Source organism: Thermus caldifontis, assembly GCF_003336745.1.
In the GTDB taxonomy this organism is placed as follows: domain Bacteria; phylum Deinococcota; class Deinococci; order Deinococcales; family Thermaceae; genus Thermus; species Thermus caldifontis.
Genome location: NZ_QGMX01000003.1, coordinates 218,833 through 232,430 on the forward strand (window position 1 = coordinate 218,833; position 13,598 = coordinate 232,430).

A 13,598-nucleotide genomic window follows, 5' to 3' on the forward strand; every position below is an offset into this window, starting at 1 on the left:
CTCCTTACTCCGAGCAGTGCCCTGGCCCCACCAGGCCGTTGTTGTAGTCGTCCAATAGGGCGGCATACGCCTTGGCCTGGTTGGAGGTGGCCTTATCCAGGGAATCGCCCGGCTTGTAGGTGTTGAAGAAGGTTTCCGCCCAGGCTAGGGCCGCATCCACCTGGGGGGTGGTGGAGGCCCCGTTCAGGATGTTCAGCTTGGCGGCGATGTACTGGTGGGCCAGGATGTAGTAGGCGTTTCCCTTGGGTGAGGTCCAGAGAACCTGGTAGTAGCTCTGGCCGGACTGGAAGAAGAGGGTGTCCTCGCCTATTTGCGCCCAGGTGTCGTCGTAGGGGGCAGGGCCGTAGCGGGAATGGGTCTTCCAGTAGCCCTGGGTTAAGGTGCATCCGCCTTCGCAGGGAACGGAAACCTTTACCGTGGCTGAGGCCGAACCCTGGGTTTGGGTGTCGGAGGTGGTGAAGGTGGCGGTGTTGTCCACCTGGTATTCCCCGCACCGGTCAAAGCGGATCCAGCGTTCAAAGAAGTAGGTTTGGGAGATGACGCCTTCCGGGGTGATACCGCTGATGGCGTTGACCAAGGTGGCCGAAGGATCGCTCACGGTGACGCTACCGTCCACCACCTGGGTAGGGGTGGTAAAGGCGAAGCTGGCCTGGCTCGAGGCGGTGCCGCTTTGGCCCCCACCGCTCCAGTCCACCGTGGCGGTGTTGGTCCGGCCTTGCCCGTTGGGCAGGGCCTGGCTGTAGGTGCAGCTTAACGCTTGGCCTGCGGGCAGGGCATAGGGGAAAGTGACCCCACAGTTCAGGGCTATGTTTTCTCCCGTGGAGAGGGTGTCGCTGGGGGTTTGCAAGATGACAGCCACGCCACCCGTGTTCTTGATGGTGACCGTCCCCTTCACCTTGAAGTCGGAGTCCGTGGGGGTGCCCACCAGATACACCGCATACTTGGCCAGGTAGGACTGCCCCGGGGCCAGGGTGAGGGTTCCGCTTGCCGGATCCGTGACCTTCTTCTCCATGGTCCAATGGTAGGTGCGCTTGAACTCGGGCACCGCTGTTTTTTCCATCGTTACCGAGGCGCCTACCGCCACCTGGGGCTTTAACCCTTGGGGCTCCTGGGAGCAAGCTCCCAGGAGCCCTACCACCCAAAGAACCGCGTACCAATGCCGCATACGTACCACTCCTTTCCGAATCCTTGAACCTCAATGGTTTGCGCTTTCCGAGGGGATGGCCAGGCCCACCTCACCCAGCCTTTCCCCATCGGCCAGCACCAAAAGGGAGTAATGGCCGGGGCCTAAGGGTATATCCCCGGTCCAGGTGTAGCCGTCCTCGCTTTTGAGGGCGAAGCTCTGGCCTTTTTCCGTCAGGGCTACTTGATTAGCCCGGAAGCGAAGGGTGATCTTTACTTTAGGACCCTCCAGGGAACTGGGGCTATAGAGGGAGCCAGGCACCACCTGAAGGAACAAAGGCGCTTCGGCTTCCTCCTGCCCCTTGGCTTTCACGGTCAGCGTATGAAACCCCGGGGCCAAGGCTAGGCGGATCCGGGCGGCGTAGTAGTTCCCCTCCTGACGGAGTAGGGCCACCGGGCCTGAGGGGAGGTCCAGAAAAACCACCTGGGCTTCCCCCTGCACCAAGGCCTTGATCTCCACCTCGGCCCCGGAGATGGGGGTGGAGGGGTCGGCGGTGGCCACCAGGCTCAGGCGGTCTGCGGTGTAGGTCACCTCCACCTCCCGCCTGGGGGGGAGGGCCACCACCTGGGTGGCCTTTGGGGGTAGGCTGGGATCCACCTGCACCTGCAGGGCTTCGCCGCCCTGGTAGCCCGCAGGCAGGTAGCGGGGGTCGGGATATACCCGGTATTCCCCGCGGAAAAGCCCACCTATAAGGGCGCGACCGTTGGCGTCCGCCCGTGTGCAGCGTTTTACCGGTCCCTCGGCGCAAACCCCGGCGAAGGCCAGGCCCTGCTCGTTTCCGCTGTCCAGCACCTGGACCGCCAGGGTGGTGGCGGGGGCGAAGGGCAGGTTCTTCTCCAGGCTGGCGTTCAGGATTACCCGAACCCGTTCCTCCCCTACTAGGGCTAGGGTGGCGGGAAGGTTGCCGAAAAAGAGGGCGCCCTCGCCAGCGGCGGTGAAAAGACGGTAGCGGCCTTCTGCGTCGGTGGTTTCGCAGGTCTTCCCCAGGCATACCCTCAGGCCCGCCAAAGGCGCCTCGCCGGGATCCCGGTGCCCGTTCAGGTTCTCGTCGCGAAAGGCCTGGCCCACCACCTCGCCTCCCTTACGGCCGCCAAAGAGGTCCACCATCTCCTTCGGGGTGGTGAAGGTGAAGGTTTGCGTGTAGGCCAGGCTGAGGCCAAAGGCGTGGCGGGCTTCCCCGGGCTCGAGGATGAGGGTGTAGGAGGCCCCCAAGGAAAGGCCGGGTTCCAGGAAGTTGCGCTGGAAGAGGGAAAGGCCCAGGCGTTGGTTTGGGCTCTCCTCCAGGCGGTACTCGTAGAAGAGGCGGCTTTGCAGGCTTCCCGGCCAGAGCTGATTCCAGGCGGCCCCGTAGAGGGTAACGTCCTTGTCCGTGCCCCGCTTGGTCAGGTACTGCCCCTCGAGGCTCCCCCCGCTCAAGGCCAGTCGGAGCAAGAGGCTTCCTTCCAGAAGGGGATTTTCCTGGAGAAGATAGCGCAGGTAGCCGGAAAGGCTCAGGTCGCGGGTGCCCAGGGTGAGGCTGGCCTGGTAGCTCTGGTTCTCGGGGGCTTCCCCGGAAAGCCTTTTGTTCATGCCGTAGCTTAGGCTCAGGCCCCCGCTGTACACCCCGGGTTCGCCGAAGGCGGTGCTGAGGCTTGGGGCCAAGCCATACCCCCGGCTTTCCCCTTGTTGCCGGTAACTGCCCGTGAGGCTTACGAAGGCCCCGGCCACCGGCTGGGCGTAAAGGGTGAGCTGGTTTTGCCAAAGGCCCTGGCTGGGGCCCAGTTGCACGCTGGTGCTCCCCCGAAGGCCCAGGGGGTAAAGGCTCCGGGTGCCCCCTGCCAGGCCCAGGGTGTGGAGGCCGGCCAGGGGCACGCCGCCATAGCTTTGCACCAACTCCAGGTCCTGGGTCTGCCAGGTGAGGCTTTGGCTCAGGCCAAAGGAAAGCCGGTAGGCCTCCCCCGTCTGGCCGCTGAGGTCGGTGCCCAGGCCCAGGCTAAGGCCCCCCTCCAGGGGCAGGCGGTAGCGCAGGCTCAGGTTGTCCTGGCGGCCCGTGGGGGCGGTTTGCGTGGAGAGGGCGCCTTGGAGGTCTAGGCTTTTGTCCAGGCTCACCGCGCTGGCCCTAAGGCCCAGGCCCCCTGGGCGGTAGGTGCCCTCGAGGCTCACCCGCGCCGGGTCTAAGCGGAAGGTGGAGGCCAGGCCGAAGCTTCCCTGCCCCCCTTGGGCCCGGGCCTCCCAGCCCTCGCCCTTGAGGCTCAGGGTGAGGGTCTGGGGCAGGCGCAAGGGATCCTGCAGATCCCCCGTGAGGGGGCTTGGGGCAAGGGTGGCCGTCACATAGTCGGAAAGGGCCCCGCTTAAGCTGGGAGCCAGGAGGTAGCCCACCTGGCCTTGAATCTGGCCCCGTTCCCAGGTGGCCCCCAGGCTCAGGGCCACGCCCAGCCCCAGGGTGAGTTCGGGGTCCCGGTCACTTTTACCGCTTCCCGCCAGGGGATCCTTGAAGAGCACGATGACCCCAGCCTCCTTCCGGGCCTCGGGCTGGGTCTTGGGGGTGGCCCTGAGCTTCAGGTAGAAGCGGTAGCCGGCGGAGATCTCCCCTTGAGGGTTCACCAAGACCCGCACCACCCCGGTTTCCCCGGGGGCCAGGCTCAGGCCCGCTGGATTTAAGAACACCTGGAACATGGCGGCCTCCGCCTCCAGCAAGACCTCCTCCCTTTGGTTGGAGCGGTTGCTGACATAGACCGGAAACTCAAAGGGTCCTCCCAGGTTGGCCTCGAGGGTGGCCGGGGCGGAGAGGGCTACCTGGATCAAGGGCAACACCGTTAACGCCACCTCGGTCCTGGCCACCTCCTTTTCCCCCTCGTAGGCCGCCACCAGAGCCCTCCCCTGGGTGCCTGCAGGCAGAGGGGGTACCCGCAGGGTGAAGCTTAGGGTTTCCTCCTTGCCCTCCAGTACCGCCTGCCTTTCCTGGGAAAGGGCCTGCCAGCCCTCCGGGGGGAAGAGGCGGAAGCGCACCGACCCGGTTCCCTCCACCTTCAGGCTCAAGGTGAGGTAGTCCCCCGGGACCCCGGCGAGGCCAGGGCTGGGGAGGAAGCGCACCTGGGCCCAGGCCAGACCAAGAAGGAGGGGGAGAAGAGCCGGAAAAAGTCTCATCTCAAGGCTGCCTCAAAGCAGTGACCAGGGCCTGGACCACGTAGTTGCCCGCTCGCTCGTTGCCCAGAAGCTCCAGGGCAAACTCCAGGCGGAGCTCCAGCCAGTCCCCCGTGGGGCCGGTCTGGGTGTAAATGATCTGGGGGGTGCCGTCGGCGCGAAGCCATAGCCCCCCATTCACCCGGTAAAGAACCTGTCTGGCGGGCAGGAGCAAAGCCCCATTTTGATCCCTGAGATCCGGGATCTGCAGGAGGAGGCTCCACACCCCAGGGGCATTGGAGAAGACCTGGACCGGTAAGATGCCGCCTTCCAGGTTGCTGGCGGGGTAGGTGGCGGGGAAGGCCTTGGGAGGGTAGTCTTGGAGGTCAAAGGCGATCTGGGTGGTGGGGGTGCGGATGGCGATGGTCTCCGGGATCAGGGTCTGCACGATCCAGGTGGCCTGGGCCAGGGCCGGGGCCAAGAACAGGACGAGGGTGGTTAGCCAAGTTCTCATGGGGTACCTCCTTTTTCCCCTTCCTCGCCGGGGGGCGAGGGCGGTGCGGCCAAGGGGGTGCGCAGGGTAAAGGGTAGGTCGGCGGCCACGTCCTTGGTGGGATCGCCGTAGTTGAGGATGGCCAAGGCGGTGTAGTTCCCCACGGGTAGGGGGCCTACCAAGGTGACGGGAAGGATGCGCACCTGGCCCGGCAGGACCACCACCTCCTCCACCTCCACCTCCGCCACCTTGCGCCCCGAGGCATCCCGCACCTCAAAGCGGCCGAAAAGCTTCTGGGCGGTGTTCCCCGTGTTCTGGTACTGGATGGCGAAGCGGTAGGGCTCCTGCGGGTTCTTAGGGGGGCTGGGCACGATCCCGGTGATCCGCCCCCCAGTGGTTAAGGGCGCTATGTTCACGTAGAAGACATGGGCCATGCGCACCCGGAAGGTAGCCAAGGGGACCCCGGGGGGCGGGTTGGGATCCTCGGATTCCAGGAAGAGGATGCTCCAGTGAGTCCCGGGGGTGGCCTCCTTGGGTACGGTGAGGGTGTAGGTGAGGGGGCGGCTTTGCTTGGGTTCCAGCAAAAACTCCGCTGGGGAGAAGGTGGCCCAGGGGCTTGCGCTTTCCTTCAACGTCCCTCTGGGGAGAAACTGGATCTTTCCCATGGGATCGTAGGTCCAATCCCCCAGGCTTACCCGGACCCGCACCGGGCGGGTGCCCACGTTGTAGACGGTAAGGGTTTGGGTAAGGGGTTCTCCCGGCTTGGCCTCCTTGAGGAGGACCGGGGGTTCCACGCCCAGGGTGCTTTGGGCCAGGGCGCCGAGGGCCAGGCTTAGGAGGAAGGGAAAGATTCGCTTCATGGTTCACCAATAGGGTGAAGGCCTGGCCCTAGGGCCAGGCCCTCGGGTTCGCTTACCAAGCCGTCGTGGCCAGGGTGTAGGTGAGGTTGGCGGTGCTCTTGCCCCAGAGGTCGCTGTTGACCTTGACGGCCACCACCACCAGGTCATCCAGCCAGCTCTTGTAGCCGCACCGCTCGGGGTTGTTGCCGGAACGGCTTCCCGTGGGGCCAGCCTGCAGGTTGCGGGGTACCAGTTCCAGATTGCCCCCGTTGGGGAGTTCGTAAAGGCCTGTGGCCGCACCGAAGGTGTCGCAGGGGTTGTCCTGGATGTAGAGGTGCTGGATCCCCTGGGCGCTTTCGGGGTCGTTGCGGTTCACGGTCAGGTGCCACTGCTTCCCGTTGGAGAACTTCTGCAGGATGAAGGTGCGGTAGCAGACGAAGTAGTTCTTGCTTCCTGGGACGAGTTCCCCGTTCTTGTCCAGCTTAATAGGGGGATAGGCGGTCACCGCCCCGCCACCGTTGATGGTGATGTTGGGCCACTGGGCCACGCCGTAGCTGGTGCCCAAGGGCAGGGTCTGCACCTGGTTGTAGAAGTTATTCCCCAGCTGGGTCTTCACGTCCTGGTCCGTAAGCCCGTAGACGCAGACCATCTGCCCGCCGAAGTCCGGGGTGGAGTTGGGCCAGGTGGTCCCGTCCAGCCCCGTCAGGTCAAAGGTCAGGGTGGTCACGTCCAGGTGCAGGGCCGTGGCCTTGGGCAGGATGAGCTCGATGGTCTGGTTGACGGCGGCCGAGTCGGTCCCCTTGGCGTAGGCGTCCGGGCCGTTGCCCTTGGTGGGGGCCACCGTGGGCGCCTGGGCCAACGCCAGGGGTGCTAGAGCCAATACTGCTACCAGAATGCCTTTGCGCATAAATCCCTCCGAATCCGCCCCTCGAGGTGGTGGCCTCTCAGGACGTCCTCACCCTACGGGGAGGGGCGTTACGCAAGCGTGACGGCAAGGAAACTCTTCGCCAGGCGGGGAAAGGGGTTTTGTGCTAGGCTAGGGGAGAGGCAGGTAACGGGTTGAAACGGCCGCTTAACGATTCCCTTTACGCCTTGCCCCTTTACGGTCCGGGGAGAATGGTTTCCCCTCAGGGCAAGGAGGTGCGCCTTTCCCGCAAGGGGTTGGCCTTGCTCTACTACCTGGCCCTGGAGGGGCCCACCCCGAGGGTCCGCTTGGCCGACCTCCTCTATGGCCATGCCTCGGGTTTGCAGAACCTGCGGGTGGAACTTTTCCGCCTGGCCCAGGCCCTGGGGCGGGAGGTCTTCCCCAAGGCACAGGATCCCTTGGTTCTGCCTCCTTGGCTGAAGCTGAAAACCTCGGGGCAGGGGGAGGTCCTGGAAGGGTTGGAGGAGGTGGGGGGACTCGAGGAATGGGTTTTGGAGGTGCGCGCCCGCTATGAGGGGGTTTCTACCCTCCCTTCCCGCCATGGCCTTCTCCGGGAGCTGGCCTCCTTGCGCCCCCCTTTTCTCTTGGTTCTACGGGGCCGGCTGGGGGCAGGGCAGAGGGAGGTGGCGAGGGAGCTGGCCCGGATCCTTGGCCTTCCCTTCCACACCAGCCTGCGTCCGGAGGGGGTGGTTTACCTGGAGCCCCCCTATCCCCAGGGCCCCTTGCGGGACCTTGTGCGCTCCAGGGCCCTTTTGGTCCTCCGGCTGGATCCGGGGGAGGAACCCAAGTTCTTCCTGGAGCTCAGGGCCCATTATCCAGCGGAGCGCATCCGGCTGGTGGACCTGGGTCCTCTAAGCTGGCTCGAGGCCCGGGAAGGGTTTCTTTCCCGCCTGCCCTTTCAGGAGGCAGCCCGGGCGTACTTCGGAGCCGGGGGACAGCCGGAATGGATCCCGGAATGGCTTGCCTGCTCCGCTTTTCCCCAGCGCCCTCTGGCCCAGCTGCGCCTGCAGGCAAGGTATCTGAGCGAGCCCGCACGCCTGGCCCTGGAGCGGCTTTCCGTGACCTATGGGACCATTCCGGAAGAGGTGCTGGATGCCCTGGGTGCTTTGCCCTATCTAGAGGAGCTGGAGCGCAGGAGCTGGCTGGTCTACCGGGAGGGATACCGTTTTGCCAGTGAGGCCGAACGCCGCCTCCTTTGCGCAAGCCTGCCTCCAGGACGGCGCCAGGAGCTGCATGAGCGGGCGGCCACCGCCTTGGTCCTTGCGGGTAAGGGGGAGAAGGAAGCTTGGCACCGCCTGGCCTTGGGGGAGAGGGTGCCGGTTCCTTGGGCGGGAGGCCGCCTCGAGGCCCCTTCCCAGGGTTCTGGGGGATGGGGGTGGAGGCGGGAGGTTTGCGGCTCTGGGCGGGAGCAGATGCTTTTGCCTGGGGGTGCGGAGGGGGTTTTGACCACGAAGAGGGGCTTCGCAGTGGCCTTGCTGGAACCGGAGGAGGAAGCCCTTCTCACCCTGGCACCCCTGGATGAGGAACTCCTTTTGGAGATGGAAGGGGAGGCCTATGCCCCGGAGGAGGGGTTTGGTCTCATCCTGGGGGTGGCGAGCGGGGGAAAGGAAGGGTATCTGGGGTTAGAGAAGGCGTTTGCCTACCGGTTGCAGCTCGGCCGGGGCCCCTTGCGCTTGCGCTTTTGGGGCCAGGGAATCACCGAGTTTTCCTTGCGGGCCTTTAGGCCCCGGCCGGGTGGGGGTGAGGCCCTCCGCCTAGCGGCGGAATAGGTGCAAAAGAAGGCTTAGAAGAAGGGAAAGGAGAAGGGCCGAGGTGATGGGGATGTACACCCGTAGCCCTTCCCGCTCCATGCGGATATCCCCTGGCAGGTGGCCGAACCAGAAGAAGAGCTTAGGAAAGTAGAGGAGCAAAAGGCCTAACAGGGCTAGGGAAAGGCCAATGAAGAGGAGAACCTTACCCGCTTCCATTCCCTACCTCCAAATAGGCGGTGAGGGCGGCGCCTAGAAGCCCGGCTTCCCCGCCCAGAAGGGCCCGGCGCAAAGGGGGTACCTCCCAGCCCGAGAGGTAATGCCGGTAGGCTTCCTCCAGGGCTTCCCAGTACGCCAGAGGGGCGTTGAGGGCCAGCCCCCCGCCCACCACCACCACCCCGGGGTCAAAGGCCTTCACCAGGCTGGCAAGGCCGATTCCCACGTAACGGGCCCCTTGGAGAAGGATGCGCCTGGCCTTGGCCTCGCCCTCCAGAAAGCGCTGGAAGAGCTCCTTGGTGTCCACCTTGCGGTGGTAGGCGTAGGAGGCCTCCCGCTCCAGGGCCCGGCCAGCGGCCAGGGCCTCCAGGCACCCCTCCAGCCCGCAGCCGCATAGGGGTCCTCCGGGAAGCAGGGTGATGTGCCCCAGCTCCCCCCCTTGCCCCCTTTCCCCCCTTAAGACCCTTCCCCCCAGGACCACCCCGCCCCCGATCCCGGTGGAGACGGTGAGGAAGAGGGAGGTATCCTCCCCCCGGGCCGCCCCCAGGTGGTGCTCGGCCAAAGCGGCGGCGTTGGCGTCGTTTTCCAGGTACACGGGCCTCCCCGTGGCCTCCTCCAGGAGGCGACGGATGGGGAAGTTCACCAGGCCCCGGATGTTGGGGGTGAAACGGATCACCCCCTCCCTGAAGTCCAAAGGCCCCGGGGTACCCAGGCCGATGGCCACGCCCCTGGTCCCGGCCTCCGCCTCGGCCTTGGCCGTGGCCTCCGCCAAGGCCCTTACCACCGCTAGGCCGCCTTCTTCGGGGGTGGGGAGGACCACGTGGGAAAGAAGCCTTTCCCCGTCAAAGACCCCAGCGGCGATCTTGGTGCCCCCCAGGTCCAGGCCCACCACGGTCATGGGATCTCCTCCTCCAGGACCGCTTCCGCTTCGCCCAGCAAGGCTTCGGGCACCCACAGGTTCACATCCCCCATATAGGTGCCCAAGGCCGCCTCGGGCAGGCCGGAAAAGGGGGTTTCCAGGACCACGGGGATGCCCCTGGCCTCGAGCCTCACCTTCACCCCCTCGGCCACGGGCCGGGGGGCGGTGAGGAGCTTCCGGTAGGGGGCTCCGGCCATCAGGCGGCGTTCCATAGGGCCTCCACCAGGTGCACGTAGTCTTGGGCGGCCCTTTCCACCTCCCTTAAGGGGATGTGCTCCCTAGGGGTGTGGGCCAGGGCAGGGTCCCCCGGGCCATAGCCCAAGACGGGAGCCTTGGCCCCCAGGTAAGGGGCGTCGGTGGTGAAGGGCCAAAGGCCCGCCTTCTCCTGGCCTAGGGCCTTAAGGGCCGCAAGGAGCAGGGGGTGGTCTTCGGGCAGGCGGTAGGGGGGCCAGAGGGCAGGGATGAGGAGGCGCACCTCTCCCGAGGCCCGCTCCTCCTCGGGGATGTAGACCGAGGCGTCCCCAAGGGCCTTGAGCCTCTCCAAAAGTCCTTCCAGATCGGCCTCGGGTTCGTAGCGCACGTCCAGGTACAGGCGCACCACCCCCGGGGTCTGGTTTCTGGCCCCGGGGTAGGTGTCCACCCGGGTGGGGGTGAGCTTGAGGCTGGGGGGCAGGGGAAGGTCCCGTAGGGCTAGGAGGTACTCCCCCAGATCATAGAGGGGGTTTTCCGGGCCCGAAAGGGCGGCGTGGGCCTCTTCCCCCTCAAAGTCCGCCCAGACCTCCGCCCGGCCCCGGTGGCCCCGCATGAGCCTTAAAGCTGAAGGCTCCCCCAGGATAAAGGCGAGAGGGGCAAGCCTTGCCGCCGCATGGCGGCTCCCCAAGCCCCCCACTTCCTCCTGCACCGTGGCCAGGAAGCGCACCCGCCCCTTGAGGGGTTTTTGCGAAAGGGCCTCGAGGGCCAGGAGCATGGCCACCAACGGGCCTTTCATGTCCACCGCCCCCCGGCCCCAAAGGGCCTCCTGGGCCACGGCGCCTTGGGGGTAGGGCCAGTGGCTGGTGTCCCCCACGGGTACCACGTCCAGGTGGCCGGCCAGGACCACCTCGGGTTCCTTTTCCCCCAGCAGGGCCTCCACGTTTCCCGCCTCGTCCAGGGTGGCGGGGAGTCCCATTCCCCTTAGGGCCTCGAGGAGCAAGCCCGCAGCCTCCCCTTCCTGCCCCGGAAGGCTTTCCGCCTGGATGAGGCGGGAAAGAAGCCGTACCCAGTCCACGCCCCTATCCTACACCCCGGCCCAAGGCCACCGCATACAGGGCTATCCCTAAGGCCACGGAGGCGTTCAGGGACTCGGCCTCCTTCCGGATGGGGATGCGGAAAAGCTCATCGCAGCTTTCCCTTACCAACCGGCGCATGCCCTCCCCTTCCGAGCCCAAGACCAGGGCCAGGGGCCTTTGGAAGTCCAGCTCCTTGGGGGTCTTTTCCCCCCTTACGTCCAGGCCGTACACCCAAAGCCCCCGTTCCTTTACCGCCTCCAGGGCCCGGGGGAGGTTTTTCACCTTCACCACGGGAAGCTTTAGGGCGGCCCCGGCGCTGGCCTTCAGGGCCAAGGGGGAAAGGGGGGCGCTGCGGCGTTCCTCGGACACCACCCCATGGGCCCCTAAGGCCAGGGCGCTCCGGATCATGGCCCCGTAGTTCCTGGGGTCGGTGATGCCGTCCAAAAAGACCAGAAGGGGCATCTCCCCCCGGGCTTCCGCCAGGGAGAAGGCCTCCTCCAAGGTGGCGTAGCGGGGTTCCTCCACTTCCGCCGCCAGGCCCTGGTGGTGGGTGGTCTTTAGGAGGGTGTCCAGCTCAATGCGGGGCACCAGGGTATACTCAGCCCCCAGCCTCTCCAGCTCCCTTAGAAGCCAGGCCTCCACCCCCCTGGCCACCAGGACCCGCCGCACCCGGCCCTCCTTCAGGGCCTCGAGGACCGGGTTCCTCCCGTAGATCCACATGGCCTTAAGTTTACGACCCGGTATGATGAGGGCGAAGGAGGCGAGCCATGTACAAAAGCATCCTGATGCCCACGGACGGTAGCCCCTGTAGCCTGCAGGCCCTGGAGCATGGCCTTTCCCTGGCCAAGGTCCTGGGGGCCAAGGTCCACTTCCTCTACGTGCTGGAGAACCCCGCCCAGGCCATCTGGATTGCTCCGGAAAGCGTTCCCTATGGCCTGGAGCTTCTGGAGGACCTGAAGAAGGCGGGGGAGGAGGCCATCGCCAAGGCCCTTAACCTGGCCCAGGAAAAGGGGGTGGAGGCCACGGGGGAGGTGAAGGAAGGGGTGCCGGTGCCCACCATCGTGGAGGCGGCCAAGGGGTTTGACCTCCTGGTCATGGGCACCCATGGGCGCACCGGGCTGGACAAGCTCCTCTTGGGCTCGGTGACCGAGGGGGTCTTGCACCGGGTGGGGATACCCGTTCTGGTGGTGCGGTGCCGTTAACCCCACCCTGCCGCAAAGCAGGGCGAAAGCCCGGGCCATGAGGATGCGGTTCCTTAGCGTTTTCGTCTCCTCCAGGCTTTCCCCGGATGACCCCGGGTACGCCCGCCTGGTCCGCTACGGGGAGGTTCTGGCTGAGGAGGGCTTCGGCCTGGCCTGCGGAGGGTACCAGGGGGGGATGGAGGCCTTGGCCCGGGGGGTAAAGGCCAAGGGGGGTATGGTGGTGGGGGTTACGGCCCCCGGCCTTTTTCCCGAACGCAAGGGGCCAAGCCCCTATGTGGACTTGGAACTTCCCGCCTCCTCCTTGCCCGAGCGCATCGGGCGGCTTTTGGACCTGGGGGCGGGGTACCTGGCCCTTCCCGGGGGGGTGGGTACCCTGGCGGAACTGGTGCTGGCCTGGAACCTCCTCTACCTGCGGCGGGGCCTGGGCCGGCCCCTGGCGGTGGACCCTTACTGGCTTTCCCTCCTCAAGCCCCACGGGGAGATCGCCCCGGAGGACCTGGCCCTTTTGCACCCCGTGGCGGACGAGGAAGGTTTGCGGCGGTTTCTAAGGAGCCTATGAGGGAAACCCTGGTGGTGTACGTGCCGGACCTGGGCCAGGGGGTGAGCTTCTACCAGGCCCTGGGCCTGGCCCTCGAGGAGCTGATCCCAGAAGGGGAGGCCCTTCTTGCGCCCCTCGAGGGGCCCCTTCTCCTCCTGCGCCTGGGAAGCGGGGGCGTGGAGCCGGGGCCCAACCGCCCCCGGCCCGAGGGGCACGGCTTCGCCCGGGTGGGGGTGGAGGAAGGCCGCCTGGTGTTTTTGGTGGAGAACCTGGAGCACGAAAAGCTTCGCCTTTCCAAGTATGGCCTTCCCTTCCGCGAGGCGGGGGAACACCTCCTCCTCTTTGACCCGGGGGAGAACCCGGTCTTGGTACGGGAGCTTCCCCCGGAAAAACGTCCCTGACGGAGGCGTATGAGGCTTTGGCTTTTGGATCTGGACGACACCCTTCTTGTGGACCACCGGGTGAGCGAGGAGGTGTTGGAAGAGCTGGGTCGGGAAGTGGGGGTGAAAGGGCTTCCCGAGGGGGTGCGGCGGAAGGCGGAGGAGTTCTTCCGGCAGGCTCCCTTCTACCCCTGGGCTGAGGGCATCGGCCACTCGGCCCTGGAGGCCCTTTGGGCCCGTTACTCCACCCCGGGGCTGGAGGCCTTGGGGGAATGGGCCTGGCCCTTTCGGGAAAGGGTCTTCCGGGAGGCCTTAAGGGAGCTGGGCGGTCCTGAGGAGCGCGCCCGGGAGCTGGCGGAGGCCTTTTTTCAGGGGAGGCGCCGCTATCCCCTTTTTCCGGAGGTGCCCGAGTTCCTGGAGGCCTTGCGGGCGAGGGGGGCTAGCCTGGTCCTCCTCACCAACGGGGTGCCGGATCTCCAGCGGGAAAAGCTTTTTGGGGCCGGTCTGGGAGAGGCCTTTGACCTCTTTTTGGTCTCGGGGGAGGTGGGCCTAGGCAAGCCTGACCCCAGGCTCTTCCGCATGGCCCTTTGCGCCTTTGGGGTGGACCCGGAAGAGGCGGTGATGGTGGGGGATAACCCCGGGCGGGACATCAAGGGGGCCCTTTTAGCGGGCATCAAGGCGGTCTTTGTGGACCGGGGGCACCGCCCCAAGGACCCCCGGTATCCCGCCCACCTGGAGGTGCGGGACCTGAGGGAGGCCTTGGTCCTTTTGTGACCTTCTTCCGG

The 13,598-nt window shown here is 66.1% G+C and carries 15 protein-coding genes; 5 read left to right on the top strand and 10 right to left on the bottom strand.

Annotated features, from left to right (window positions below; translation table 11 throughout):
• Positions 1-4: 4 nt before the first annotated feature.
• From DK874_RS06625 to DK874_RS06645, 5 genes are read right to left on the bottom strand one after another with little or no spacing between them, the layout of a single operon-like run.
• The gene (locus tag DK874_RS06625; protein WP_114313225.1) at positions 5-1,165 is read right to left on the bottom strand and encodes a hypothetical protein; all 1,161 of its coding nucleotides are present in this window, start codon (positions 1,163-1,165) and stop codon (positions 5-7) included.
• Positions 1,166-1,195: 30 nt separating this feature from the next.
• Positions 1,196-4,309, bottom strand: coding sequence for a COG1470 family protein (locus DK874_RS06630; RefSeq protein WP_114313226.1), 3,114 nt, complete (start codon positions 4,307-4,309; stop codon positions 1,196-1,198).
• Between the two features lies 1 nt (position 4,310).
• Positions 4,311-4,799: a hypothetical protein gene (locus DK874_RS06635; RefSeq protein ID WP_114313227.1), complete on the bottom strand. Its 489-nt coding sequence runs from the start codon at positions 4,797-4,799 to the stop codon at positions 4,311-4,313.
• Positions 4,796-5,638 (bottom strand): COG1361 family protein, encoded by an 843-nt coding sequence (locus DK874_RS06640; protein WP_114313228.1) that lies wholly within the window; start codon positions 5,636-5,638, stop codon positions 4,796-4,798. Before DK874_RS06640 ends, DK874_RS06635 begins: the two co-directional genes overlap by 4 nt.
• A 52-nt stretch (positions 5,639-5,690) precedes the next feature.
• Positions 5,691-6,524 carry a hypothetical protein gene (locus DK874_RS06645; protein ID WP_114313229.1) on the bottom strand — a complete coding sequence of 278 codons (834 nt, stop codon included), beginning with the start codon at positions 6,522-6,524 and terminating at the stop codon, positions 5,691-5,693.
• Positions 6,525-6,676: 152 nt separating this feature from the next.
• On the opposite strand from DK874_RS06645, the gene DK874_RS06650 reads away from it, so the two are divergent.
• A complete protein-coding gene (locus DK874_RS06650; RefSeq protein WP_205387562.1) occupies positions 6,677-8,311 on the top strand; it encodes a hypothetical protein in 1,635 nt (544 codons plus the stop codon).
• Here the strand turns inward: DK874_RS06650 and DK874_RS06655 are convergent.
• Genes DK874_RS06655 through rlmB form a run of 5 tightly spaced genes read right to left on the bottom strand, consistent with a single transcriptional unit; the run spans position 8,297 to position 11,413 of the window.
• A complete protein-coding gene (locus DK874_RS06655) occupies positions 8,297-8,509 on the bottom strand; it encodes a DUF2905 family protein (RefSeq protein WP_114313230.1) in 213 nt (70 codons plus the stop codon). The two genes, DK874_RS06650 and DK874_RS06655, sit on opposite strands and share 15 nt — an antisense overlap.
• The gene (locus DK874_RS06660; RefSeq protein ID WP_114313231.1) at positions 8,496-9,404 is read right to left on the bottom strand and encodes a glucokinase; all 909 of its coding nucleotides are present in this window, start codon (positions 9,402-9,404) and stop codon (positions 8,496-8,498) included. Before DK874_RS06660 ends, DK874_RS06655 begins: the two co-directional genes overlap by 14 nt.
• Positions 9,401-9,637 (bottom strand): putative signal transducing protein, encoded by a 237-nt coding sequence (locus DK874_RS06665; protein ID WP_114313232.1) that lies wholly within the window; start codon positions 9,635-9,637, stop codon positions 9,401-9,403. Before DK874_RS06665 ends, DK874_RS06660 begins: the two co-directional genes overlap by 4 nt.
• A complete protein-coding gene (locus tag DK874_RS06670; RefSeq protein WP_114313233.1) occupies positions 9,622-10,692 on the bottom strand; it encodes a M20 family metallopeptidase in 1,071 nt (356 codons plus the stop codon). Before DK874_RS06670 ends, DK874_RS06665 begins: the two co-directional genes overlap by 16 nt.
• Before the next feature lie 4 nt (positions 10,693-10,696).
• Positions 10,697-11,413 carry a 23S rRNA (guanosine(2251)-2'-O)-methyltransferase RlmB gene (gene rlmB, locus DK874_RS06675; protein ID WP_114313234.1) on the bottom strand — a complete coding sequence of 239 codons (717 nt, stop codon included), beginning with the start codon at positions 11,411-11,413 and terminating at the stop codon, positions 10,697-10,699.
• Positions 11,414-11,460: 47 nt separating this feature from the next.
• Between rlmB and DK874_RS06680 the strand changes: the two genes are divergently transcribed.
• From DK874_RS06680 to DK874_RS06695, 4 genes are read left to right on the top strand one after another with little or no spacing between them, the layout of a single operon-like run.
• On the top strand, positions 11,461-11,895 hold the full coding sequence (locus DK874_RS06680) for a universal stress protein (RefSeq protein ID WP_114313235.1): 435 nt from the start codon (positions 11,461-11,463) through the stop codon (positions 11,893-11,895).
• Positions 11,896-11,938: 43 nt separating this feature from the next.
• A complete protein-coding gene (locus tag DK874_RS06685; protein WP_114313274.1) occupies positions 11,939-12,454 on the top strand; it encodes an LOG family protein in 516 nt (171 codons plus the stop codon).
• A complete protein-coding gene (locus tag DK874_RS06690; RefSeq protein ID WP_114313236.1) occupies positions 12,451-12,834 on the top strand; it encodes a hypothetical protein in 384 nt (127 codons plus the stop codon). Before DK874_RS06685 ends, DK874_RS06690 begins: the two co-directional genes overlap by 4 nt.
• A 9-nt stretch (positions 12,835-12,843) precedes the next feature.
• Complete coding sequence (locus DK874_RS06695; protein WP_114313237.1) at positions 12,844-13,587, top strand: HAD family hydrolase; 744 nt, start codon at positions 12,844-12,846, stop codon at positions 13,585-13,587.
• The last annotated feature ends 11 nt before the right edge of the window (positions 13,588-13,598 follow it).

Coding starts and splice junctions, on each gene's coding strand:
- DK874_RS06625 (WP_114313225.1), bottom strand. CDS start 1,165: ATGCGGCATTGGTACGCGGTTCTTTGGGTGGTAGGGCTCCTGGGAGCT.
- DK874_RS06630 (WP_114313226.1), bottom strand. CDS start 4,309: ATGAGACTTTTTCCGGCTCTTCTCCCCCTCCTTCTTGGTCTGGCCTGG.
- DK874_RS06635 (WP_114313227.1), bottom strand. CDS start 4,799: ATGAGAACTTGGCTAACCACCCTCGTCCTGTTCTTGGCCCCGGCCCTG.
- DK874_RS06640 (WP_114313228.1), bottom strand. CDS start 5,638: ATGAAGCGAATCTTTCCCTTCCTCCTAAGCCTGGCCCTCGGCGCCCTG.
- DK874_RS06645 (WP_114313229.1), bottom strand. CDS start 6,524: ATGCGCAAAGGCATTCTGGTAGCAGTATTGGCTCTAGCACCCCTGGCG.
- DK874_RS06655 (WP_114313230.1), bottom strand. CDS start 8,509: ATGGAAGCGGGTAAGGTTCTCCTCTTCATTGGCCTTTCCCTAGCCCTG.
- DK874_RS06660 (WP_114313231.1), bottom strand. CDS start 9,404: ATGACCGTGGTGGGCCTGGACCTGGGGGGCACCAAGATCGCCGCTGGG.
- DK874_RS06665 (WP_114313232.1), bottom strand. CDS start 9,637: ATGGAACGCCGCCTGATGGCCGGAGCCCCCTACCGGAAGCTCCTCACC.
- rlmB (WP_114313234.1), bottom strand. CDS start 11,413: ATGTGGATCTACGGGAGGAACCCGGTCCTCGAGGCCCTGAAGGAGGGC.
- DK874_RS06680 (WP_114313235.1), top strand. CDS start 11,461: ATGTACAAAAGCATCCTGATGCCCACGGACGGTAGCCCCTGTAGCCTG.
- DK874_RS06685 (WP_114313274.1), top strand. CDS start 11,939: ATGCGGTTCCTTAGCGTTTTCGTCTCCTCCAGGCTTTCCCCGGATGAC.
- DK874_RS06690 (WP_114313236.1), top strand. CDS start 12,451: ATGAGGGAAACCCTGGTGGTGTACGTGCCGGACCTGGGCCAGGGGGTG.
- DK874_RS06695 (WP_114313237.1), top strand. CDS start 12,844: ATGAGGCTTTGGCTTTTGGATCTGGACGACACCCTTCTTGTGGACCAC.